Annotated in this window: 16 protein-coding genes and 1 pseudogene; 8 read left to right on the top strand and 9 right to left on the bottom strand. The window is 59.2% G+C overall.

Annotated elements, in window-relative coordinates:
- Positions 1-90: 90 nt before the first annotated feature.
- From NOM06_RS15315 to NOM06_RS15340, 6 genes are all read right to left on the bottom strand, one after another.
- Positions 91-735, bottom strand: coding sequence for an MBL fold metallo-hydrolase (locus NOM06_RS15315; RefSeq protein WP_255912205.1), 645 nt, complete (start codon positions 733-735; stop codon positions 91-93).
- A 22-nt stretch (positions 736-757) separates the two neighbouring features.
- On the bottom strand, positions 758-1,873 hold the full coding sequence (gene mnmH / locus NOM06_RS15320; RefSeq protein WP_255912206.1) for a tRNA 2-selenouridine(34) synthase MnmH: 1,116 nt from the start codon (positions 1,871-1,873) through the stop codon (positions 758-760).
- On the bottom strand, positions 1,870-2,907 hold the full coding sequence (selD, locus tag NOM06_RS15325; protein WP_150997707.1) for a selenide, water dikinase SelD: 1,038 nt from the start codon (positions 2,905-2,907) through the stop codon (positions 1,870-1,872). Before selD ends, mnmH begins: the two co-directional genes overlap by 4 nt.
- Positions 2,908-3,315: 408 nt before the next feature.
- Positions 3,316-4,500: an acyltransferase gene (locus tag NOM06_RS15330; protein WP_255912207.1), complete on the bottom strand. Its 1,185-nt coding sequence runs from the start codon at positions 4,498-4,500 to the stop codon at positions 3,316-3,318.
- Positions 4,501-4,849: 349 nt separating this feature from the next.
- Positions 4,850-6,043, bottom strand: coding sequence for a class I SAM-dependent methyltransferase (locus NOM06_RS15335; protein ID WP_005336736.1), 1,194 nt, complete (start codon positions 6,041-6,043; stop codon positions 4,850-4,852).
- A gap of 113 nt (positions 6,044-6,156) precedes the next feature.
- Positions 6,157-7,587 carry a methyl-accepting chemotaxis protein gene (locus tag NOM06_RS15340; RefSeq protein ID WP_255912208.1) on the bottom strand — a complete coding sequence of 477 codons (1,431 nt, stop codon included), beginning with the start codon at positions 7,585-7,587 and terminating at the stop codon, positions 6,157-6,159.
- Between the two features lie 82 nt (positions 7,588-7,669).
- Here NOM06_RS15340 and NOM06_RS15345 point away from each other — a divergent pair, with 82 nt between their 5' ends.
- Positions 7,670-7,942, top strand: a complete 273-nt coding sequence (locus tag NOM06_RS15345) for an acylphosphatase (RefSeq protein ID WP_005345583.1) — start codon at positions 7,670-7,672, stop codon at positions 7,940-7,942.
- A 15-nt stretch (positions 7,943-7,957) separates the two neighbouring features.
- Positions 7,958-8,824: a CHAD domain-containing protein gene (locus tag NOM06_RS15350; protein WP_255912210.1), complete on the top strand. Its 867-nt coding sequence runs from the start codon at positions 7,958-7,960 to the stop codon at positions 8,822-8,824.
- A gap of 137 nt (positions 8,825-8,961) precedes the next feature.
- On the opposite strand, the gene metG is transcribed toward NOM06_RS15350, so the two are convergent.
- On the bottom strand, positions 8,962-10,995 hold the full coding sequence (gene metG, locus NOM06_RS15355) for a methionine--tRNA ligase (protein ID WP_026034905.1): 2,034 nt from the start codon (positions 10,993-10,995) through the stop codon (positions 8,962-8,964).
- A 186-nt stretch (positions 10,996-11,181) separates the two neighbouring features.
- Between metG and apbC the strand changes: the two genes are divergently transcribed.
- The 4 genes from apbC to NOM06_RS15375 all read left to right on the top strand — a co-directional run bounded on the left by apbC (position 11,182) and on the right by NOM06_RS15375 (position 15,514).
- The gene (gene apbC / locus NOM06_RS15360) at positions 11,182-12,264 is read left to right on the top strand and encodes an iron-sulfur cluster carrier protein ApbC (protein WP_255912212.1); all 1,083 of its coding nucleotides are present in this window, start codon (positions 11,182-11,184) and stop codon (positions 12,262-12,264) included.
- A gap of 110 nt (positions 12,265-12,374) precedes the next feature.
- Positions 12,375-13,019 (top strand): uridine kinase, encoded by a 645-nt coding sequence (gene udk, locus NOM06_RS15365; RefSeq protein ID WP_005352133.1) that lies wholly within the window; start codon positions 12,375-12,377, stop codon positions 13,017-13,019.
- A gap of 63 nt (positions 13,020-13,082) precedes the next feature.
- The gene (gene dcd / locus NOM06_RS15370; RefSeq protein WP_005336719.1) at positions 13,083-13,664 is read left to right on the top strand and encodes a dCTP deaminase; all 582 of its coding nucleotides are present in this window, start codon (positions 13,083-13,085) and stop codon (positions 13,662-13,664) included.
- 377 nt (positions 13,665-14,041) lie between these two features.
- The gene (locus NOM06_RS15375) at positions 14,042-15,514 is read left to right on the top strand and encodes an inorganic phosphate transporter (protein WP_255912214.1); all 1,473 of its coding nucleotides are present in this window, start codon (positions 14,042-14,044) and stop codon (positions 15,512-15,514) included.
- Positions 15,515-15,697: 183 nt separating this feature from the next.
- On the opposite strand, the pseudogene NOM06_RS15380 reads toward NOM06_RS15375, so the two are convergent.
- Positions 15,698-16,632, bottom strand: a pseudogene (locus NOM06_RS15380) (DDE-type integrase/transposase/recombinase); the annotation flags it as partial.
- 116 nt (positions 16,633-16,748) lie between these two features.
- The gene (rne, locus tag NOM06_RS15385; RefSeq protein WP_255912216.1) at positions 16,749-19,832 is read right to left on the bottom strand and encodes a ribonuclease E; all 3,084 of its coding nucleotides are present in this window, start codon (positions 19,830-19,832) and stop codon (positions 16,749-16,751) included.
- Between the two features lie 413 nt (positions 19,833-20,245).
- Between rne and rluC the strand changes: the two genes are divergently transcribed.
- Positions 20,246-21,190 (top strand): 23S rRNA pseudouridine(955/2504/2580) synthase RluC, encoded by a 945-nt coding sequence (gene rluC, locus NOM06_RS15390; protein WP_255912217.1) that lies wholly within the window; start codon positions 20,246-20,248, stop codon positions 21,188-21,190.
- Positions 21,190-21,852: an HAD-IA family hydrolase gene (locus tag NOM06_RS15395; RefSeq protein ID WP_255912218.1), complete on the top strand. Its 663-nt coding sequence runs from the start codon at positions 21,190-21,192 to the stop codon at positions 21,850-21,852. Before rluC ends, NOM06_RS15395 begins: the two co-directional genes overlap by 1 nt.
- Positions 21,853-21,876: the final 24 nt, after the last annotated feature.

The following is a 21,876-nucleotide window of genomic DNA, read 5'->3' on the forward strand; positions in this document are numbered from 1 at the left end:
CTTGCGTTACTGACGCTGGCTTGCGCCGTGATCTGCTCGCGCTTCGCTGAGAGGTTTTGTTAGCGGCTCTAATACCGCTGCCTTTTTTGATCACCAGATAGGCTGGGTCAGATAGGGGTTGCTCACCTTCTCGCGGCCGAAGGTGGAGCTGGGGCCATGGCCCGGGATAAAGACGATCTCGTCACCCAGCGGCAGCAGGGTCTCGGTGATCGACTTTATCAGCGTCCCGTGATCGCCACGGGGAAAGTCGGTGCGGCCGATGCTGCCGGCAAAGAGCACGTCGCCAACCCAGGCGAGCTGCTCGGCTTGGGAGAGCAGCACGATATGGCCCGGGGTGTGGCCGGGGCAGAAGTAGACATCCAGCTCGCACTGGCCAAGCTGCACCTTGTCACCCTGCTCAAGCCAGCGATCCGGCGTGAAGGCGGGGGTATGGGCGAAGCCGAACATCTGGCTCTGCTGGGGCAGCATGTCGAGCCAGAAGGCGTCCTCCTTGTGGGGGCCGGTGATGGCGACGCCGGTCGTTTCCCGCAGCTCGGCGGCGGCACCCACATGATCCAGATGACCGTGGGTCAGCAGGATATGAGTCAGGGTCAGGCCGCGCTTGGCGATGGCAGCCAGCAGTTTGTCCGCTTCGCCGCCCGGATCGATCAGGGCCGCCTGATGGGTCTCGTCACACCAGATGAGGGAGCAGTTCTGGGCGAACTGGGTGACCGGGATCACCTCGAATTTCAACATAGAGTTCCTCTCTTGGGATGGGTCAGCAGCGCAGCGCGTTGGCATGCTGCTCGGCGAAATAGTCGAGGCAGGCCTGCTTGTCACCGCGAAACACGATGCGCTCCTGCTTGTTGCCAAGCTGGTAGAGATACATGGGGTCGTAGTAGCGGGTCAGCAGCAAGGTGATCCAGGCCAGATGCAGCGCGGTATCACCGCTCTTTTCCTGCTCGGTGAGAGCGGTCTGCATCAGGGCATCCAGCTCGCGGTGGGCCTGATCGCCAAGACGGCGCTTGAGGCGGGCCAGCGCATCGGTGAGGTAGGCGGCAAACAGCGGCCAACCGGCTTCCTGGCCATACATGGCTTGATAGCGCAGCCAGAGATCGTGCACGTAATCTTCGCGGATCTGCTCGGCCCGATCGATTTGCGGAACATCCACCACTACCAGCGGTGCCTGACTCATGGCCTCATGGAGGGAGAGGGGCAGGCAGCAGCGGCCAATCAGCCGGCTCTCATCCTCGACCACGAAGGCGTGTTCGCCGCGATGGCGGCGTTTGAGCAGCTCGATGGCGAGGTTGTTTTCAAAGTTGATATTGCTGGGTTGGCCGCCGGGCAGCTGACCGAAGGAGGAGCCCCTGTGATGGGCATGCCCCTCCAGATCCACCGCCTGGGTCACCTGATCGAGCATATGGGTCTTGCCGGAGCCGGTCATGCCGGTCAGCACGCTCCAGTGACACTCGGCAGAGGCCTTGTCCTGGGTGTCGATCAGGAAGCGGCGCAGCTCCTTGTAGCCACCGGCGACGCGGGGGCGAGTCACCCCCGCTTCAGCCAGCCACTGTTGTACTGTTTGCGAGCGCAGGCCGCCGCGAAAGCAGTAGAGCACGGCATCGGGCTGCTGGCGCAATTGCGCCAGCCAGCCTTCGAGTCGTTCGGCACGTACTGCTCCCCCCACCAGCTTGTGTCCAAGCTCAATGGCGGCGGCCTGACCCTGCTTCTTGAAGCAGGTCCCCACCTGGGCGCGCTCATCGTCTGTCATCAAGGGCAGATTGGTCGAGCAGGGGAAGGCCCCCTCCTTGAACTCGATGGGGGCGCGCACATCAATCAACGGCACATCGTCCAAAAAGAGTTGGGCGTAGTCCGTGGCCAGTGGCAATTCACTCATTGGACAATCTCGATAAAGCGGGAGCCCTCAAGGGGCTTGATCTGGCCGATGGGTGAGAGTGCAAGGCCAGCTTCGCGCGCGATGGCGAGCAGCTCGGCTTCGCTCTCTTTCCCCACGGCGACCAGCAGGCCGCCACTGGTTTGCGGGTCGCACATGATGTTGCGGGTGCGATCGTCCATGGCATCGAGCTTGTGGCCGTAGGAGTCGTGATTGCGCAGGGTACCGCCCGGGACGCAGCCCTCGGCGAGGTAGTAATCCACTTCGTCCAGCAGCGGCAGTGCCTTGAAGTCGAGGCGGGCGCTGACATTGGATCCTTCGCACATCTCCAGCAGATGGCCAGCCAGACCAAAACCGGTGACGTCGGTCATGGCGTGGACACCCGGTAGCTCGGCAAAGCGTTGACCGATCTTGTTGAGGGTGCACATGGCGTTGGGGGCCAGTTGCTCGTGTTCCGGCTTGAGCTTGCCCTTCTTCTGGGCGGTGGTGAGGATACCGATACCGAGGGGCTTGGTCAGATAGAGGGTGTCACCCACCTTGGCGGTATCGTTCTGCTTGATGGCGTTGAGAGGCACGATACCGGTGACCGCAAGGCCGAAGATGGGCTCGGGGGCATCGATACTGTGACCACCGGCCAGCGAAATCCCCGCTTCGTGGCACACCTGACGGCCGCCGTCGATCACCTGCTGGGCCACTTCCGGCGCCAGGGTATTGATGGGCCAGCCGAGGATGGCGATGGCAACGATGGGCTTGCCACCCATGGCGTAGATATCGCTGATGGCATTGGTGGCGGCAATGCGGCCAAAGGTGAAGGGGTCATCGACGATGGGCATGAAGAAGTCGGTGGTGGAGACAATGCCCTGACCGTTGCCGATATCGACCACTGCCGCGTCATCCTTGCTGCTGTTGCCAACGATCAGGGTCGGGTCGTTGAAGCCCGGGATCTGGCTCTTGAGAATGGTGTCGAGCACCTTGGGAGAGATTTTGCAGCCACAGCCAGCGCCGTGGCTGTATTGGGTCAGACGAATGGAAGACATACTTACCCCTTTTATTTGCAAACAGAGCAGAGGCTCTGTGGAGCCGTCTTGGTCAATGGGCGGCCATCTACCGTCATGTAAAGAGCCGCAAAAATAGGTGGCCTTGGCTGCTTCTGGAAGCAGTGATGTCAGGCAGTCACGCAGGGCTGCCGGGTAGGACGGGGAAGAAGAGGCGACAGATGCGCCAACACAGCCCCGCCAAGGGCCACAGGACAGGGCATTATGCCACAAATGCCCCCTCTGGTTCGAACAGGAATTCACACAAAGCGAAGGGGATTGGCGGGTGGAGGGTTAGGGAGGAGGGCGCTGGCATGAGCCGCTCAGTTATCGGCAGGGGGTGAGCTCTCGTGGATTTGCCCCGCAGAGGTTGGCTTAACCTCTGCGGGGCAATCAGCGGGCGAAAGCAGATTAGCCGGCTTGCTCCAGCACCGGCTGGCGAGCCTTGCCGAGCCGGCGCAGGCGCCGTTGCAGTGGCCGCTCCAGCAGGTTGTAGCTCAACGCCGAGAGTCCGATCAGCACCGCCAGCATCAGCAAGGTGGCCACTACCCCCAGCAGCGGGTTGGTCTGGCCATACCACCATGCGGTGATCCCCGGCGCCAGATAGTGGATGAGCTCGCAGCCAGTGAGCAGCACCAGCGCATGGAGCAGGTAGATGGAGTAGGAGAGATCTCCCAGCCAGTTGGTGAAGCGGTTATCCAAAAGGCGCAGCAGCGGACTCCGGCGCTCCCCCTGGGCGGCGGCAATCCAGATCAACAGCACGTAGGAGCTGATCAGCAGCAGTGTCAGCTGCGGCGTCATGGTGAACTGCATCAGCGCGAAGGGCAGCACAAAGGCGACCAGCAGCGGCAGATCATGCTTCATCATGGGCAAGCCTTGCGCGGCCTTGACCCTCGGCAGCAGCCAGAGGCCGAGCACAAATTCACTCACCCCGCGTCCCACCGCCAGCGCCCCGCTGGTGACATCCAGGGTGCCGCGACTGTGCACGATAAAGGCCAGCACCGTCAGCGCCAGCAGGGGGGCGAGATGGCTCCAGCGACTGCGGGTGACCGCGAGCGGGATAAGCAGCGGGAACAATAGGTAGCTGATCCACTCTACGCTGAGGGACCAGGCGGCGAAGTTCCAGGTCAGCCCGTGATCGGTCACCACCTGCAGCAGCAGGAAGGCGCTTGGCAGCGCCTCGGCCGGGGTGAAGGGTGAACCGAAGGGCGGCATCCCTTCCCACTCCCACATCTTGAACAGGGGGCCAGCATAGAAGCCCACCCCGTGCTGTGCCTTGTAAAGCTCCCAGCCAACCAGCAATAGCAGGGTCACCAGATAGAGGGGGTAGACGCGGGTCAGCCGCAGCCAGAGAAAGCGGCCATAGCCCACGGTGCGGGGCGTGCGGGTGAAGGCCTCCCCATAGACATGGGCCAACACCACACCGCTCAAAATAAAGAACAGATCGACCCAGAGATAGCCGTTCTCGATGAGTTGGGTGTGGCCTGCGATCGGCTCCATCCACTGGGGAAAGAGCAATAATCGGGCATGGAACAGCACCACCATCAGGGCAGCGATGCCCCGCAGCGGCGTTAACAGCGGCAATGATTGATTCATATCGGGATCCCTTGTGATGTTCAGCTTGGCCTGACATCTATTTTGTTGTTGTGCCGCCCATCAATCCTGACGGGACGGTTGCCCCGGCTCGGCTGCCGCAGGCGGGATCACACTACGGAAAAGAGAGTCATACGGATGTGATTTAAATCATAAATGTGCAGTTATTGTGCAAAGTAATTTAAACAGAGAAGAAGTGGGGCGCTGGCAGCAAAAGAGGAGGAGAAGGAACGCGAATAAAGCAGAGAGGGTGGTCATCGGGGCGAGCGTCAGGCTCAGGTTTATACGGCGCGATGCAAAACAATCAGGCCCGCAAGGGGCCTGATTGATCACAAGGGAATATGACGACCGATCAGCGGGCGCGTACCACCAGTCCCTTGAGGTAGAAGCCTTCCGGATAGGCGGTACCGATGGGGTGATCGGAGGCCTGGGAGAGCAGCTCCAGGATCTGGGCATCGCGACCGGCATCGAGCGCCGCATCGGCGACGATCTTCTGGAACAGGCTCTGCTCCATCAGGCCGGAGCAGGAGTAGGTCAAGAGCACGCCACCCGGCGCCAGCAGCTGGAACGCCAGCATGTTGATGTCCTTGTAGCCACGGCAGGCGCCCAGCAGCTGGGCCTTGCTCTCGGCGAACTTGGGCGGATCCAGCACGATGACGTCGAACTTCTCGCCCTTCTCGCGATATTCACGCAGCAGCTTGAACACGTCGTGACGGACGAACTGGGTGTTGCTGGTATCCAGCCCGTTCAGCTCGGCATTCTGACGGGCGATATCCAGCGCATTCTGGGAGAGATCGACGTTGACCACCTCTTTGGCGCCGCCCTTGAGGGCATAAACACCAAAACCGCCGGTGTAGCAGAAGCAGTTGAGCACCCGCTTGCCTTCGGTGTACTTGGCAGCAGCCTGACGGTTATCCCGCTGATCCAGATAGAAACCGGTTTTGTGGCCGTTGCGAATGTCTACCAGGATCTTGACGCCACCGTTCTCTTCGATGACCACCGGCTCGTTCGGGGTCTCGCCATAGATAACGCCGGTACGCTCTTTCAGCCCTTCCTTCTTGCGCACTGCCACATCGGAGCGCTCATAGATGCTGCACTCTGGGTAGAGGGTACGCAGTGCTTGCGTTATCAGCTCACGCTGGAACTCGGCGCCGGCGGAGAGGATCTGGCACACCAGAAAATCGGCATAACGGTCGATGGTCAGACCCGGCAGGCCGTCGGATTCGGCGGCGCAGAGGCGATAGCCGGTGAGGCCCTGACGCTTGATCAGTGGATCGCGAGACTCCTGCGCATATTTGAGGCGACGGATAAAGAAGTCGAGATCGACGGTCTCATCCTTGTCGAAGGTCCAGACCCGGGCACGGATCTGGGAGCTGCCTGACCAGGCGCCACGGGCGAGCCACTTGCCATCGTTGGCATAGATCTCGACGGTATCGCCGTCAATGGGGTTGCCCTGAACCCGCTCAATCCCCTTGGAGAAGATCCAGGGGTGGCGACGCAGCAGGGATTTTTCGCGGCCTTTGACGAGATAGATGGAAGCGCTCATGGATGTTTGCCGATGGTAGAAAGAAAAGGGGCCACATTCTATGTGGCCCGCAGGTAAAACTCAAACAACCCTGTGTAATGGATGGGGTTGCCCTGATCTGACACCTCATATGGTCAGAGCTTAATCCCCTTGAGTGCCTGGGTCAGTTCGCTGGCGGTGGCTTTAAGCCCCTGCGTACCGGCTACCGAGGCGCTGGCGGACTCTTCCACCTGAGCCGCTTCATGGCGCACCTGATCCAGATTGTGGGTGATCTCGGCGGCGACCGAGCTCTGCTCTTCGCTGGAAGTGGCGATCTGGGTGCTCATCTCCAGTACCGCATCGCTGTGGTTGCTCAGTTTTTCGATATCGAGCCCCACCTCGCTGATGAGCTGCTGGCTGCTGGCGGCGCGCCCCACGGTTTTCTCCATGATCTCGTTCAGCGCGCCAGTACCGGTCTGCAGCTCTTCGATCATCTGCTGGATCTCCACCGTCGCCTGCTGGGTGCGGCTGGCGAGGGTACGCACTTCATCTGCCACCACCGCAAAGCCGCGCCCCTGCTCACCGGCCCGTGCTGCTTCGATAGCGGCGTTGAGGGCCAGCAAGTTGGTCTGCTGGGAGATGGCGTTGATGACGTTGACCACCTCGTTGATCCGGTTGGCGTTGTGGGTGAGCCGCTCGACCGCGCCGGAGGCGTTGCCAATCTCGTCGGCCAGGGTGCGGATCGCCTCTATGGTGCGAGCTACCCGGTTGGCGCCATTGGCTGCCTCTTCGCTCGATTGGCGGGTTTGTTGCAGGGTGTCGTTGGCATTGCGCGCCACTTCGCGAATGGCGGCTGACATCTGCTCCATGGCGGTGGCCAGTGAATCCATGTGCTGGCGCTGGGAACGCGCCATGGTCTCGCCTTCGCGAGCATGGTCACGAAACTCGTCGGCGGCCATGGTCAGCGCTTCGGCAGACTCCTCCACCAGTTTGACGATCTGGTGCTGGCGGTCGGTAAAGCGGTCGATGCTGCCCGCCAGGGTGGAGAACTCGTCGCGCACCGGGAAGAAGTTGAGACGGAAGGTGAGATCCCCGTTCGCCACGGTTTGCAGCGCCTTGTTAGTGGAGTAGAGCGCACCGGAGACAAAGGTCATCATGTAGTGGATCACCAGCGCCATCAGGGCGGCCAGCGCGCCGATCAGGAGCAGGGTCGAGCCCTGACCCTCCCACATGGAGAGGTTGCCGGTATCGAGATCGCCGGTGACGTAGCCCGCCTGACCCGCTGGCGCGGTAAAGAGGTAGTGCTCCCCTTGCTGTTGCAACCCGCTGCTGCCTTGCCGGGTCAGACGCAGATCAGCAGGCAACACCAGAGTGGGCTGCTGGCTGACCAGTTGCGCTGTGGTCTCGACCCGTTGCTGCAACTGCGCTACCCGCAGGGAGATCTCCTGCTGATGGCTGGCCGCCAGCATATACCAGCTGAGAAAGGCGATGATGAAGAGAGGTAACCAGAACGCGATATGGAATTTTTCACTGATGGTGAGGTGAATGAGATAGCGGTCAACCCACCGGAATTTAACTTCTTTCATAATGGAGCTGCATCCTGCAGAGATAGAGTGTCGGGCACATTATCGTCTCGGGAATTTTTTTCTTAAGCGGAAGGTGTGAGAAATGGGAGAGCAATCGTTTGTCATTCGGGTGTGGGGGCAGGTGCAGGGGGTGGGATTTCGCTATTTCACCCGTGAGCGGGCGCTGCAACTGGGTTTGCGGGGCCATGCCTACAACCTGGAGGATGGCTCGGTGGAGATCCTCATCAGCGGCCCCGCGCAGGGGGTGCAGATGATGCTGGGTTGGCTGGAACATGGCCCGCGCACCGCTCGGGTGACCCGGATGGAGTATGAAGAGGCGCTGCCGCCCACCGGTCAGGGCTTTCACACCAACTGAAGGGGCGGAGACGAGATGGACGCTGACAAACAAGGTCTGTTGCTGACTCAGGCAACAAGCTGGGTCGCCCGTTATCAGGAGGCGGCGCGAGCGGTGCGCGAAGAGGCCAGCGAACCGGCCGTGCATGGCTACCGTATCGCGGCGCGCCGCTTGCTGGCGCTGCTCGCCCTGTGGCGGCCACTCACCTATCATCCCGAGCTGGAGCGGCGTCTGCTGCGCTCGGTCGGGCGGCTCTCGGCGCTGCGGGATGATCAGGTCTACGCCGAGCGTTTTGGCAAGCCGCCTGCCAGCACTGGCAATACTCACAAATCGGCCTGTCGCGTGCCCCTGTTGTCACGGCAACTGGCCCGCTGGCTCGCGGTGGTGGCGCAGGTGCCGGATGCGCGGGCATTGGCGTTCCTCTATCAGCAGCATCTGGCCCTGCGCCTTGATGAGGCGCAGAGCGCTCTCGATGAACCTATTCCCTGCGTTGGGAAATCTGCCAGCTCCCGTCAGCAACAGTTGCGCCGCTGGCATCGGCTGCGCCTCGAGATCAAGCAGGCCCGTTATGGCGTGGAACTGTTGCTGGATCTGGGGAGTGGGGATCCCGGCTGGTTGAGCACCCTGACTCACTGGCAGGAGCGACTCGGCCAGTTGCAGGATTGGCGTCAATGGCGGCGGAGGTTGCGAGCAGTGCAGGGGCACACCCGCAAGCAGGCGAAACTGCGGCAGCAGTTGAAGGGGAAGATCACCACCCGTTTGCGTCAACTGGACTGCCAGCAGGCGGAGCTGGTGGCGCTCAAACTGGCGATGCAGGGAGGCCACAACATGGATGACATGGCAAGTCGGGTGGTCAGGTATTCAGAACAAAATTTATCGCCCGCGAATCCCGGTGGTGGATAGCCCCGAGACCGCAATCTGCGGACGTTATCCGCGACCAGCATCTACAAAAACTATCCAGGCCAAACAGGTGAGACAAAAAAAGAGAGGCCGTTTGGCCTCTCTTCTCTATCTGGCTGTGGTCGCAGTCAGCGATACGCTTACTTGACGCGCATCCCTGGCTGGGCGCCTTCCTGCGGCTCCAGGATCCAGAGATCCTTGCCGCCCGGGCCTGCGGCCAGCACCATGCCTTCGGACATGCCGAAACGCATCTTGCGCGGCGCCAGGTTGGCCACCATCACTGTCAGCTTGCCTTCCAGATCTTCCGGGTTGTAAGCGGACTTGATACCGGCAAACACCTGACGGGTTTCGCCGCCGATATCCAGTTGCAGCTTGAGCAGCTTCTCGGCTTCCGGTACCGCTTCGGCTTTCTTGATCAGCGCGACGCGCAGGTCAATCTTGGCAAAATCGTCATAGGTGATGGTTTCGCTGATTGGGTCATCAGCCAGCGGGCCGGTCACTTTCGGTGCCTGCTCTTTGGCCAGGTCTTCCTTGGAGGCCTCGATCATGGCTTCAATCTTCGCCGGCTCGATGCGGGAGAAGAGGGCTTTGAACGGTGCAACGGTGTGATCAACCAGCGGCATCTCGATGCCATCCCAGCTGAGGGTCTCGGCCAGGAAGGCTTCGGCACGCTCGGCCAGCAGCGGCATGACGGGCTTGAGGTAGGCCATCAGCACGCGGAACAGGTTGATGCCAACAGAGCAGACCGCCTGCAGCTCGGCGTCAGCCCCTTCCTGCTTGGCGATAACCCAGGGCGCCTTGTCGTCCACGTAGCGGTTGGCCTTGTCGGCCAGCGCCATGATTTCGCGGATGGCGCGGCTGAACTCGCGGCTTTCATATGCTTCCGCAATAGCGGTACGGGCGTTGGCGAATTCGGCGTAGAGTTCGGGTTCGGCGCAGGTGGCAGCCAGCTTGCCGCCAAAACGCTTGGCGATAAAACCGGCGTTGCGGGAGGCGAGGTTGACCAGCTTGTTGACCACGTCGGCGTTGACGCGCTGCACGAAATCTTCGAGGTTCAGGTCCAGATCATCGATGCGGCTGTTGAGCTTGGCGGCGTAGTAGTAACGCAGGCACTCGGGATCCAGGTGGTTCAGGTAGGTAGATGCCTTGATAAAGGTGCCCTTGGATTTGGACATCTTGGCGCCGTTGACGGTCACATAGCCGTGTACGTTAACCTTGGTCGGCTTGCGGAAGTTGGCACCTTCCAGCATGGACGGCCAGAACAGGCAGTGGAAGTAGGCGATATCCTTGCCGATGAAGTGGTAGAGCTCGGCGTCGGAGTCCGCTTTCCAGTAGCTGTCAAAGTCGATGTCGCCACGCTTGTTGCACAGGTTCTTGAAAGAGGCCATGTAACCGATGGGGGCATCCAGCCAGACGTAGAAGTACTTGCCCGGGGCGCCGGGAATTTCGAAACCGAAGTAGGGGGCGTCACGGGTGATGTCCCACTGCTGCAGGCCGCTTTCGAACCACTCCTGCATCTTGTTGGCCATCTCTTCCTGAATGGCGCCGGAGCCACGTACCCACTCAGAGAGCCATTTTTCAAACTGCGGCAGGTCGAAGAAGAAGTGCTCGGAGTCCTTCATTACCGGAGTCGCGCCGGAGACGGCAGATTTCGGATCGATAAGCTCAGTCGGGCTGTAGGTGGCGCCGCAGCTGTCGCAGTTGTCGCCATACTGCTCCGGAGACTTGCACTTGGGGCAGGTACCCTTGACGAAACGGTCCGGCAGGAACATGGATTTTTCCGGATCGAACAGCTGGGAGATGGTGCGGCTCTTGATAAAGCCACCATTTTTCAGGCGGCCGTAGATCAACTCCGCCAGCTCGCGGTTCTCGTCGCTGTGGGTGGAGTGATAGTTGTCAAAGCTGATGTTGAACCCGGCGAAGTCGGCCTGGTGCTCCTTGGAGACAGCGGCAATCATCTCTTCCGGGGTGATCCCCATCTGCTGTGCCTTGAGCATGATCGGGGTGCCGTGGGCATCATCGGCACAGATGAAGTGCACCTGATGGCCGCGCATTCGCTGATAACGAACCCAGATATCGGCCTGGATATGTTCCAGCATGTGGCCAAGATGGATGGAGCCATTGGCATAGGGGAGGGCGCAGGTTACCAGCATTTTACGAGGATCAGTTGCCATATTACGTTCTTGATGTGCTTGTTGGGATGATAGAGTGCCGTGCATGTTACCCGAATTGGGGGTAGCCTGCCTAGGGTTGTGGCTATGCCAACCTTGGCAGCACCTGCTGTTACGATTGCAGGCAAGCCACTGATTTGTGTGCGGTAACCGTTCACCTCAAGATAATGACAAGATAATGAGGAGTTAATGGTGATTGATTCAGTAAAACAGATCCTCGCCGAATTTAAGCCAGCAGGCTGGCACAAGGATCTGGTGGATGCCGGATTCGTTCGCGAGATCATCAATCAGGGTCAGGGGCTTACTATCCGGCTGGTATTGCCGTTTGCCGGTCTCTCGCTGCTCGATCAGCTCAAAGAGAACTACGATGCCAGACTGCGCAGCGCCACCGGCGCAGCCCGTATCGACTGGGCACTGGAGATTGATGTCGCCAGCATGCCGCGGGCGCAGGGCCTCAATGCCGTGCAGGGCATTCGCAACATTATCGTGGTTGCTTCCGGCAAGGGCGGGGTAGGCAAGTCCACCACCGCGGTCAATCTGGCGCTGGCCCTGCAAAAAGAGGGGGCGCGGGTCGCCATTCTCGATGCCGATATCTATGGCCCTTCCATTCCCACCATGATGGGCACCCTCAAGGAGCGCCCGGTCAGCCATGACGGCAAGCTGATGGAGCCGGTGATGGCCTGTGGCCTCAAGAGCAACAGCATCGGCTATCTGGTCTCCGAGCAGGATGCCACCATCTGGCGTGGCCCGATGGCGAGCAAGGCGCTGGCGCAGATCCTTCATGAGACCCGCTGGGGCGAGGTGGATTATCTGGTGGTAGACATGCCGCCGGGCACTGGCGATATCCAGCTCACTATGGCTCAGCAGGTGCCCACCTCGGCGGCAGTGATCGTCACCACCCCGCAGGATGTGGCGCTGGCCGATGCCCGCAAGGGGATCGCCATGTTCAACAAGGTCAATGTGCCGGTGCTCGGCATCATCGAGAACATGAGTTATCACGTCTGCAGCGCCTGCGGTCATCATGAGCCGCTGTTCGGTACCGGTGGCGGTGAGAAGATGGCAGAGCAGTATCAAGTGGCGCTGCTTGGCCAGTTGCCGCTGCACATCGACATCCGCCAACACATGGATGATGGCTGCCCGACGGTGTTCGGCGCACCGGAAGGGAGCCTGGCTCAGGCCTATTTGAAGCTGGCGCGTAGGGTAGGGGCTGAACTCTTTTTCAGCGCAAAACCGATTGCGACCCCCCTCTATGCCATGGCGCTGGATGAATAATCGGCGGTCGGTCACTTGAAAGGGAATTGAGGGTGGGCATGACCCACCCTTTTTTATATAATGGATCGGTTTAAACCATCCCCACTGCTCTTCTCTTTTAGGTATTTGTCATGTCTGATACTCAACATTCGTGTGTGATCATCGGTATTGCGGGCGCATCTGCGTCTGGCAAAAGTCTTATAGCCCAGACCATTTATGAAGAGCTGGTGGCCGAACTGGGCGCAGGTCAGATTGGTGTGATCACCGAAGATTGCTACTACCGTGATCAGACCCACCTGACCATGGAAGAGCGGGTCAAGACTAACTATGACCACCCCAACGCGCTGGATCACGACTTGCTGGTACAGCACCTGAGCCAGCTGGTCAAAGGTGACGCGGTTGCCATTCCCCAGTACTCCTACACCGAACACACTCGGATGAACGAAGTGACCCCGTTTGCGCCGCGCCGGGTGATCATTCTGGAAGGGATCCTGCTGCTGACTGACAGCCGTCTGCGGGATCTGATGGATGCCTCCATCTTTATGGATACCCCGCTCGACATCTGCCTGCTGCGCCGTCTGGTGCGTGATGTGCAAGAGCGTGGCCGTACCATGGACTCCGTGCTCAAGCAGTATCAGAAGACGGTGCGTCCAATGTTCCTGCAGTTTATCGAGCCGTCCAAACAGTATGCCGATGTGATCGTGCCCCGTGGTGGCAAGAACCGCATCGCCATCGACATGCTCAAGGCGCGTATCCGCCACATGTTGATCGGTTAAGATGAAACAAGCCGGGTGATGCCCGGCTTTTTTAAAAGCACAATTTGTCAGGAGAGTCGCCCAATGCGTCTGTGTGATACCGATATTGAACGCCATCTGGATGAAGGCAAGATCGTCATTGAGCCACGGCCCGGGGTAGAGCGGATCAGTGGTGTCAGTGTCGATGTGCTGCTGGGTAACGAGTTTCGGGTGTTTCGCGATCATACCGCGCCCTATATCGACCTGAGCGGCCCGAGCAGCGAGATGGCCGATGCCATCGATCGGGTGATGAGTGACGAGATCCACATCCCCGATGGCGAAGCCTTCTACCTGCACCCGGGTCAGCTGGCGCTGGCGGTGACCTACGAATCCGTCACCCTGCCTGCCGATATCGTCGGCTGGCTGGATGGCCGCTCTTCACTGGCGCGCCTGGGTTTGATGGTGCACGTGACCGCGCACCGCATCGATCCGGGTTGGTCCGGTCGCATCGTGCTGGAGTTCTACAACGGCGGCAAACTGCCGCTGGCACTGCGCCCGAAGATGAAAATTGGCGCCTTGAACTTCGAGATGCTCTCCGGCGTCGCGGCCCGTCCCTACAACAAGCGGGAAAATGCCAAGTACAAGAGCCAACAGGGCGCCGTTGCCAGTCGTATCAATCAGGACTGATAACTGGCAATACGGCAACGATGCAAGGGAGCACAAGGTGCTCCCTTTTTGCATCTGGAATCAAACGGATATGGGGCTGATGGTGCTGGTCGGATGAGATTGGCGGGGCAGGGACGTTTTATCACCACTTTCGCCCGTTTTTCTGTCATAAAAACGTCATAAAAATGAAATTATTGGCTTAATTGTCAGCTATTTTTGCCCTTTCCCGCAATCATTGATGGCTTTAATTAATCGGTGGCAAGCCGCATGAAGACTGGCTCTAGGATATTTTTTTCCAAAAAGCTCTTTTTTTTTATGGCTGAAATATTTCAATGGTGGCTATGGTGTTGGCCGCCATCTGGCATAATCCGCCGCAACTCATAAACAGGCTTTTTTTTATGTTTGAAATGTTTAGTGGTTTGGGTTTGTGGTGGTCAATCGGTTTGGTATTGGCCGTTTTTTTTGTGCTTGCCTATGAATTTATCAACGGCTTTCACGATACCGCCAACGCGGTAGCAACGGTTATCTATACCAAGGCGATGCCAGCTCACCTGGCGGTCGTTGCATCGGGGATCTTCAACTTTTTCGGCGTCATGTTTGGTGGACTGGGTGTGGCCTATGCCATTGTCCATCTGCTGCCCATCGACCTGCTGCTTGGGATGGACTCCACCCAAGGGTTGATCATGGTCTTCTCCTTGCTGTTTTCTGCCATCGTGTGGAACCTGGGCACCTGGTTTTTCGGGATCCCGGCCTCCAGTTCACATACCTTGATCGGTTCCATTCTGGGGGTAGGCGGCGCCTATGCCTGGATCACCCATAAACCGGTGACAGAAGGGATTAACGTGGGCAAAGCGATCGACATCATGCTTTCCCTCATCATTTCTCCCACCATCGGCTTCATCATCGCGGCACTGCTGCTGCTGGCGATGAAGCGCATCTGGACCAGCAACAAGATCCACAAAACACCGGAAGAGCGTCAGCTGGTGGATGGCAAGAAACACCCGCCGTTCTGGGCGCGTCTGACCCTGGTGGCCTCTGCCATGGGCGTCAGCTTCGTGCACGGCTCCAACGATGGCCAGAAGGGCATCGGTCTGGTGATGCTGGTGCTGATCTGCATGGCGCCCGCCTATTTCGCACTGGACATGAACAGCCGCGCCTATGATCTGGACCGGACCCAGGATGCCAACCAGCGCATCATGGAGATCTACCAGCGCAACCAGTCCGCCCTCTCTGGCGTTATCAACTTCTCTGCACCGGCAACGGCTCAGGAAGAGCTGATGACCCACTGCTCCGCCGATGGCGTGCTGCAGGCGATGGCGACTCTGGATGCCCGTCTGGGTGCCGTGCGTACTTATGATCAGATGAGCTTGACCGACCGCCGCGAAGTGCGTCGTCTACTGCTCTGTATCGATGACACCGCCCGCAAGGCTGCCAAGCTGCCGCTGCCAGCCAAGGAGCTGACTGATCTGGCCAAATGGCGCAAGGATCTGACCGCGACTGCTGAATACGCACCGACTTGGGTGATCGTCTCCATCGCGCTGGCGCTCGGTTGCGGCACCATGGTGGGCTGGCGTCGTATCGTTCATACCGTGGGCGAAAAAATCGGTTCCACCGGTATGACCTATAGCCAGGGCATCGCGGCCCAGATCACGGCAGCAACTTCCATCGGGGTTGCCAGTCTGACCGGTATGCCGGTGTCCACCACCCACATCCTCTCTTCTGCGGTGGCGGGTACCATGGTAGCCAACAAATCCGGCCTGCAGAGCCAGACTATCAAGACCATCCTCATGGCCTGGGTGCTGACCCTGCCGCTGACCATGTTGCTCTCCGGCGGCCTGTTCATCGTCAGCCACCATCTGTTTGGTGGATAACATCGTTATTTTTCTAAGGGCCTGCGGGCCCTTTTTCATATCTGCGATCTGCCTTAATATGCCAACAAGCAAGCTTATATATTAAAGTTATCAACAGTCGTGATGCTGAACATTAACGCTTGGAATGAACTTTCTCAGGGATACCCAAAGCGCAAACACAGAGTTGAGTACGGCATTTTCCTATAGCAACACTCCTTTCAAAATCCCGTTCACCCGCTCCGCCAACGCATTCTGGTAACAGTCATACCCATCCGTCATCGAGCATTTCACCCCGTACCGTTCATGTAATGACTGATACAGTCCCGAGCAATACTGCACGCCGCGGTCCGAGTGATGGATGAGTTCACCGTCGCCACGCCGTTGCTTCAGCGCTTTCTTGAACGCCATCGCCACTGATTCGGCATGCATTCCTTCGTGTACGTGATGGCCCACTATCTTGCGTGAGTAGGTATCCGTCACCAGGCTCAGGTACAGCGGCCCGCTCCTGGCTGGCACCAGCAGGCGGTGCTCGGCCAATATCCGAAACAGCCTGTCACGCCCTACCTTGAGCCCGCCATCATCCTGACCCTGCAGCAGATAATGCAGCTTGCGAGTGCCGACCCGAGGTTGTCGCAGCCGAACCTGACGCACAAAGCGCACCACCTGCAGCCCTTGTGCATGGCGCTCGTCGGCGACCCGATTGCGCTTGTAGTAAGCCTGCCGGCTTATCCCCAGTAACAGGCAAGCCCTGACAACGGTCAGCTTCTCGACTTGCTCGGTCGCTTTTTTACGATGGAGACGCCGTAGTCATTCCTGAGTACATCGACGACGGCCTCAAAGAACTGGGCCTTCTGACTCATCAGCGCCAGTTGCTTCTCGAGTTCATTGATGCGCTGTTCGGGCGTCTGGTTGTCGGGGTCAGGCATGGTGATGCTCCTGCCGGCGCGTACAGAAGCCCCCTGGCTCCAATCTTGCCGACCATGTTTACGCAACCATACCAGAACGGTGGAGCGGCCCTAAATGCCATAACGCGCATGAGCCTGTTTGTAGGTGAGCTCGCCTTTTTCAATCTGCTCGACCAGTGCTAGTTTAAAAGTCAGCGAGTAATCGCGCAGTGTCCGTTTCACACCTTGTCCCATCGGGTTCTCCATTTATTGGGGGGAAAGGTGTAAACCATATTCAGGACGGGACAAAGAGAAATAAAAAAGCCACACCGGTTGGTGTGGCTTTTGTTTAGGGGATCAACCCGGGTTGCTTAGGGGCGACCGGCCGGGCAGGTGGCCACGTTGACGGCGGCTGTGCTGCCACCATGACGACCTGATGTGCTCACTTCGTTGCGTACCAGCGGCGGGTAGTTAACCGGCTCACGAGCAGGCAGGGCAGGGGCTTCGGCAGGAGTTGCCATCGGGGCGGATGCTTTGCGGGCACGAGCCAGCAGGCCAGCACCTTGAGCTACCTGTTTGGTCACGACCGGAGTCTCTTCCACTGCAACGGTAGCGACAGGTGCCGGGGCTTCGACAACCGCAGTTGGCATCTCGACGGCAACCGCTACAGCTTCCACAGCAGGAGTGCTGACAGCAGGGGCCTCTTCAACCACCGGAGCAGTTTCAACGACTTCAGCAGCCGCCACGTCGATAGCCTGAGCGGTGACAACGGCAACTTCCGGCTCTGCTGCAACCACGACTTCTGCAACAGCTGCAACAACCGGGCTAGCGATCACATCGGCTTGAGTTGCTTCGACCTGGGCAGCAGCCTGCTCGGCAGCTTCTTCAGCAACGGCTTCGACAACCACATGCTCGGTCAGTGCCGCAGAGGCTTGCAGAGCAGCAGCGACGGCTTCAGCGCTCGGGATGGTAACAACAGGCACTACCGGCTCTTCAACCTGCGCTTTGGCAATATCTGCCTGGGCTGCGGTGGTCAGAGTGGTGGTATCTTGCTGTTCTTCGTCACGTTGGCTGCGGGCATCTTCGTTGATGCGCTTGCGGCGCTGACCTTCGATACGCTGGCTGCGAGGAGTGCGGCGTGAACGGCGCTGGCCTTCACTCTGCTCTTCCTGCTCGTTACCCACGGTGGTATCGATCACTTCAGCTTGCGCTGGTACTTCGTCAACCGGCAGGGCAGGGGTGTCAGCAGCGGCGACATCGACGCGGATCTGCTTGCGCAGTTGACGACGTTCGCGGCGCTCGGCCACTTTCTGCTCTTTCTCCTGACGTGGCTGGGCAGCAGCTGCATCGACGGTATCTACTGCATCAACAACGACTTCGGCGCGCGGCTCACGGGGAGCACGAGGTTCACGGGCCGGACGTGGCGCACGTTCCTGGCGCGGTTCGCGCTCCTGACGGGGTTCACGTTCCATGCGCTGTTCGCTGCGCACTTCGCCACGAGCTTCACGCTCCTGACGAGGCTCGCGCTCTTTGCGGGGACGGCGATTGCGGTTTTCACCAGCTTCGCGGTTGCCACCTTCACGCTTCTCGCCAGCTTCCGCATTATTGCGGTTACCACGATTGTCGTCACGACGAGGACGCTGACCACGGCCACGACCTTCTTCGCGCTGGTGACGTTGACCCTCTTCCTTGCGTGCTTCACGAGCAGCAGGTTTCTCGGCGGGCGCTTTCACGTCGGCAGGGGCAGCATCGCTGCTGAACAGGCCGGTAATGCCTTTGATCAGCTTGCTGAAGAAGCCGGCTTCGGCAGGGGCCGCAGCAACGGGAGCCGCCGGCTGTTGCGGCGCAACAGGGGCAGGTTGTGCCGGTTGGGCAAAGCCTTGCAGCAGCGGTTGCTCACGCTCGATCACCTGAGCTTGCTTCGGTTGGTAGACCGGCTTGGCAATCTCGGTTTTCAGCTCGTAGCTGGCCGCTTCCGGGATCTCGTTCTGACGAATACGAGTCACTTCGTAGTGCGGGGTTTCCAGATGCTGGTTCGGAATGATGTAAACACGCACATCATTGCGCTGTTCCAGACTGGCGATGGCGGCACGCTTCTCGTTAAGCAGATAGGCTGCAACATCCACCGGTACCTGGCCGTGAACCTGCTCGGTGTTGTCCTTCATGGCCTCTTCTTCGATGAGACGCAGGATGGACAGGGCGAGAGATTCGTTGTCACGGATCACGCCTTGACCCTGGCAACGGGGGCAGATATGGCTGCTGGACTCGTTGAGGGAGGGGCGCAGACGCTGGCGAGACATCTCCAGCAGACCGAAACGGGAGATCCGGCCAAGCTGGATGCGGGCACGATCCTGATGAACTGCTTCACGCAGACGGTTTTCCACTTCGCGCTGATGGCGAACCGGGGTCATGTCGATGAAGTCGATAACGATCAGTCCACCCAGATCGCGCAGACGCAATTGACGGGCAATTTCATCGGCCGCTTCCAGGTTGGTTTGCAGCGCAGTCTCTTCGATATCGCCGCCCTTGGTGGCGCGGGAGGAGTTGATATCGATGGAGGTCAGTGCTTCGGTCGGATCGATAACGATGCTGCCGCCGGAGGGGAGGCGCACTTCACGCTGGAAGGCTGATTCAATCTGGCTCTCAATCTGGAAGTGGTTGAACAGGGCAACTTCACCCTTGTACAGCTTCACACGGTTGAGGAAATCGGGACGTACCAGCTCGATATGGGCCTTGGCTCGTTCGAAAATCACCGGATTGTCGATCAGGATCTCGCCCACATCGCGACGCAGATAGTCACGGATGGCACGCACGATGACGTTGCTTTCCTGGTGGATCAGGACCGGCGCGGCGCGCTCCTGAGAGGCCTTGTGGATGGAGTCCCAGTGGTTGAGCAGAACGTTCAGATCCCACTCCAGTTCTTCCGGAGACTTGCCTACACCGGCGGTGCGCACGATCAGGCCCATGCCTTCCGGCACGGTCAATCCGCTCAGAGCTTCTTTCAGTTCAGTCCGCTCATCACCCTCGATGCGGCGGGAGATACCACCGGCACGGGGGTTGTTGGGCATCAGTACCAGGTAGCTACCTGCCAGGCTGATAAAGGTGGTGAGGGCTGCACCCTTGGTGCCACGCTCTTCCTTGTCGATCTGGACGATAACTTCCTGACCTTCGCGGACCACTTCTTTGATGTTGGGACGACCCTGATAGGAGTAACCGGAGGGGAAGTAATTGCGGGCGATCTCCTTCAACGGCAGGAAACCGTGGCGCTCGGCGCCGTAATCAACAAAAGCAGCTTCAAGGCTGGGTTCTACGCGGGTGATCTTACCCTTGTAAATGTTCGCTTTCTTCTGCTCGTGTCCCGGACTTTCAATATCCAAATCGTAGAGCTGTTGTCCGTCAACCAGCGCTACGCGCAACTCCTCTTCTTGAGTTGCGTTGATAAGCATTCTTTTCATTGAGTTCTCATTATTGTGTCATTTTGATTTCCTCCATCTGGGTCCTGCCAGCGCCGGCCTCGGGTCTTCAGCATACTGGGGCAACCTCCCGGTTGGGGTATGCATGAGGCGCAAACTAAGGGCGTTCTGGTCATCACTTCTCGAGAAGGAATGAATAAGGATGCCGAAATGGAGACAAATAAACGGTGATGTTTGTGTTCTCCATGCGTTGTACCTCGCACCCGGGAACCGTCATGTTCTTGTATACACGGTGTTTCGGGATTGGGTGGCATACTTTTTGGCCACTTAGTACAAGGCTTGAACACAATGACAAAACCTTGTTTATTATCCCATTTAAACCTCTTTTATAGCAAGGCGCCATTTTTCAACAAACCATGCAGCCAAGGGGCGCTGGCAGTGTTAAAATCCGCGCCATGACACAGATACATCAACAAGTGCAGCTGCTCACCATCGAAGCTGAGCATGACGGGCAGCGCATCGACAATTTTCTCAAGACTCAGCTAAAGGGCGTCCCCAAGAGCCTGATCTATCGCATCCTTCGCAAAGGCGAAGTGCGAGTAAACAAAAAGCGCATCAAACCGGAGTACAAACTCTGCGCAGGTGACGAGGTGCGGGTGCCCCCCGTGCGCGTTGCCGAGAAAAATGAGCTGCCTTCAGCCAACCTCGGAGTTATCCAGCGTCTGGAGAGCCAGATCCTGTTCGAAGACGATGCCATGATCGTGCTGAACAAGCCCTCCGGCATGGCAGTACACGGTGGCAGCGGGCTGAGCTTTGGCGTGATTGAAGGGCTGCGCGCCCTGCGGCCGGAAGCCCGCTTCCTCGAACTGGTTCATCGACTGGATCGCGACACCTCTGGTGTATTGCTGGTTGCCAAGAAACGCAGCGCCCTGCGCAGCCTGCATGAGCAGTTGCGGCTCAAGACCATGCGCAAGCAGTATCTGGCGCTGGTGCGCGGCAAATGGCAGGCTCACGTCAAGGTGGTCAATGCCCCGCTGCGCAAAAACGATCTGCAGTCAGGTGAACGGGTAGTACGGGTCAGCGCCGATGGCAAGCCCTCCGAAACCCGGTTCCGCATCGTGCGTCAATTTGCCGAAGCGACTCTGGTCGAGTGCAGCCCCATCACAGGCCGAACTCACCAGATCCGCGTGCACACCCTGCATGCCGGTCACCCGATCGCCTGTGACGATAAGTACGGTGAAGCGGCGTTTGACGAGAAAATGCGCAGCCAAGGGCTAAAACGGCTCTTTTTGCATGCCTGGAAGCTCAGCTTCACCCATCCGGCCGATGGTCGCGAGATGCAGGTAGAAGCGCCGCTGGCACCTGAGCTCGACAACTTCCTCAACGGCTTGCCACGCTGATGCAGGATATCCGGCTCGCCATTTTCGATTGGGACGGCACCCTGATGGATTCGGTAGGCCGGATTGTTGCCTGTGTGCAAGGGGCCGCCAGAGATTGTGAGCTGGCGGTACCTGCACCGTCCCAGATCCGGCAGATTATCGGGTTGAGCCTCGATGTCGCCATGTCCCGTCTGTTCCCCTTATGCAGTGGCAGTGGCGCCACCAGCGGTGAGCGCCAGATTGCCGCACTCATCGATCGCTATCGTCATCACTATCTGCACGATGCCACCCCCAGCCCGTTGTTTGCTGGGGCAGGGGAGTTGCTGCATGACTGGCAGTCACGAGGGCTGCAACTGGCCGTCGCGACCGGGAAATCACGCCGCGGGCTGGATCGGGTATTGGATGAAACCGGGCTACGCCCGTTGTTTGTGGCTAGCCGAGGGGCCGATGAGGCCCGCTCCAAGCCTGATCCGCTGATGCTTGAGCAGATCCTGGACGAGCTGGGGCAGTCACCCCGGCAGGCGGTAATGATCGGCGACTCTGTTCACGATATGGCGATGGCCGAGGCGATCGCCATGCTGCGTATTGGTGTCACCTGGGGGGTGGATAGCCGCGATGCCCTCAGTCGTCACGGGCCAGTGGCGGTGGTGGATTCTATGGCGGCTCTTCGCGGGCTGTTATAGGCGCCTCTCTTTAAGAGACGTCGA

The organism is Aeromonas sp. JL9 (genome assembly GCF_024436075.1).
GTDB lineage: Bacteria > Pseudomonadota > Gammaproteobacteria > Enterobacterales > Aeromonadaceae > Aeromonas > Aeromonas veronii.

What these genes read in the sequence shown, in the direction of transcription:
- NOM06_RS15315 (WP_255912205.1), bottom strand. Translation starts at nt 735, where the DNA reads ATGTTGAAATTCGAGGTGATCCCGGTCACCCAGTTCGCCCAGAACTGC.
- mnmH (WP_255912206.1), bottom strand. Translation starts at nt 1,873, where the DNA reads ATGAGTGAATTGCCACTGGCCACGGACTACGCCCAACTCTTTTTGGAC.
- selD (WP_150997707.1), bottom strand. Translation starts at nt 2,907, where the DNA reads ATGTCTTCCATTCGTCTGACCCAATACAGCCACGGCGCTGGCTGTGGC.
- NOM06_RS15330 (WP_255912207.1), bottom strand. Translation starts at nt 4,500, where the DNA reads ATGAATCAATCATTGCCGCTGTTAACGCCGCTGCGGGGCATCGCTGCC.
- NOM06_RS15335 (WP_005336736.1), bottom strand. Translation starts at nt 6,043, where the DNA reads ATGAGCGCTTCCATCTATCTCGTCAAAGGCCGCGAAAAATCCCTGCTG.
- NOM06_RS15340 (WP_255912208.1), bottom strand. Translation starts at nt 7,587, where the DNA reads ATGAAAGAAGTTAAATTCCGGTGGGTTGACCGCTATCTCATTCACCTC.
- NOM06_RS15345 (WP_005345583.1), top strand. Translation starts at nt 7,670, where the DNA reads ATGGGAGAGCAATCGTTTGTCATTCGGGTGTGGGGGCAGGTGCAGGGG.
- NOM06_RS15350 (WP_255912210.1), top strand. Translation starts at nt 7,958, where the DNA reads ATGGACGCTGACAAACAAGGTCTGTTGCTGACTCAGGCAACAAGCTGG.
- metG (WP_026034905.1), bottom strand. Translation starts at nt 10,995, where the DNA reads ATGGCAACTGATCCTCGTAAAATGCTGGTAACCTGCGCCCTCCCCTAT.
- apbC (WP_255912212.1), top strand. Translation starts at nt 11,182, where the DNA reads ATGGTGATTGATTCAGTAAAACAGATCCTCGCCGAATTTAAGCCAGCA.
- udk (WP_005352133.1), top strand. Translation starts at nt 12,375, where the DNA reads ATGTCTGATACTCAACATTCGTGTGTGATCATCGGTATTGCGGGCGCA.
- dcd (WP_005336719.1), top strand. Translation starts at nt 13,083, where the DNA reads ATGCGTCTGTGTGATACCGATATTGAACGCCATCTGGATGAAGGCAAG.
- NOM06_RS15375 (WP_255912214.1), top strand. Translation starts at nt 14,042, where the DNA reads ATGTTTGAAATGTTTAGTGGTTTGGGTTTGTGGTGGTCAATCGGTTTG.
- rne (WP_255912216.1), bottom strand. Translation starts at nt 19,832, where the DNA reads ATGAAAAGAATGCTTATCAACGCAACTCAAGAAGAGGAGTTGCGCGTA.
- rluC (WP_255912217.1), top strand. Translation starts at nt 20,246, where the DNA reads ATGACACAGATACATCAACAAGTGCAGCTGCTCACCATCGAAGCTGAG.
- NOM06_RS15395 (WP_255912218.1), top strand. Translation starts at nt 21,190, where the DNA reads ATGCAGGATATCCGGCTCGCCATTTTCGATTGGGACGGCACCCTGATG.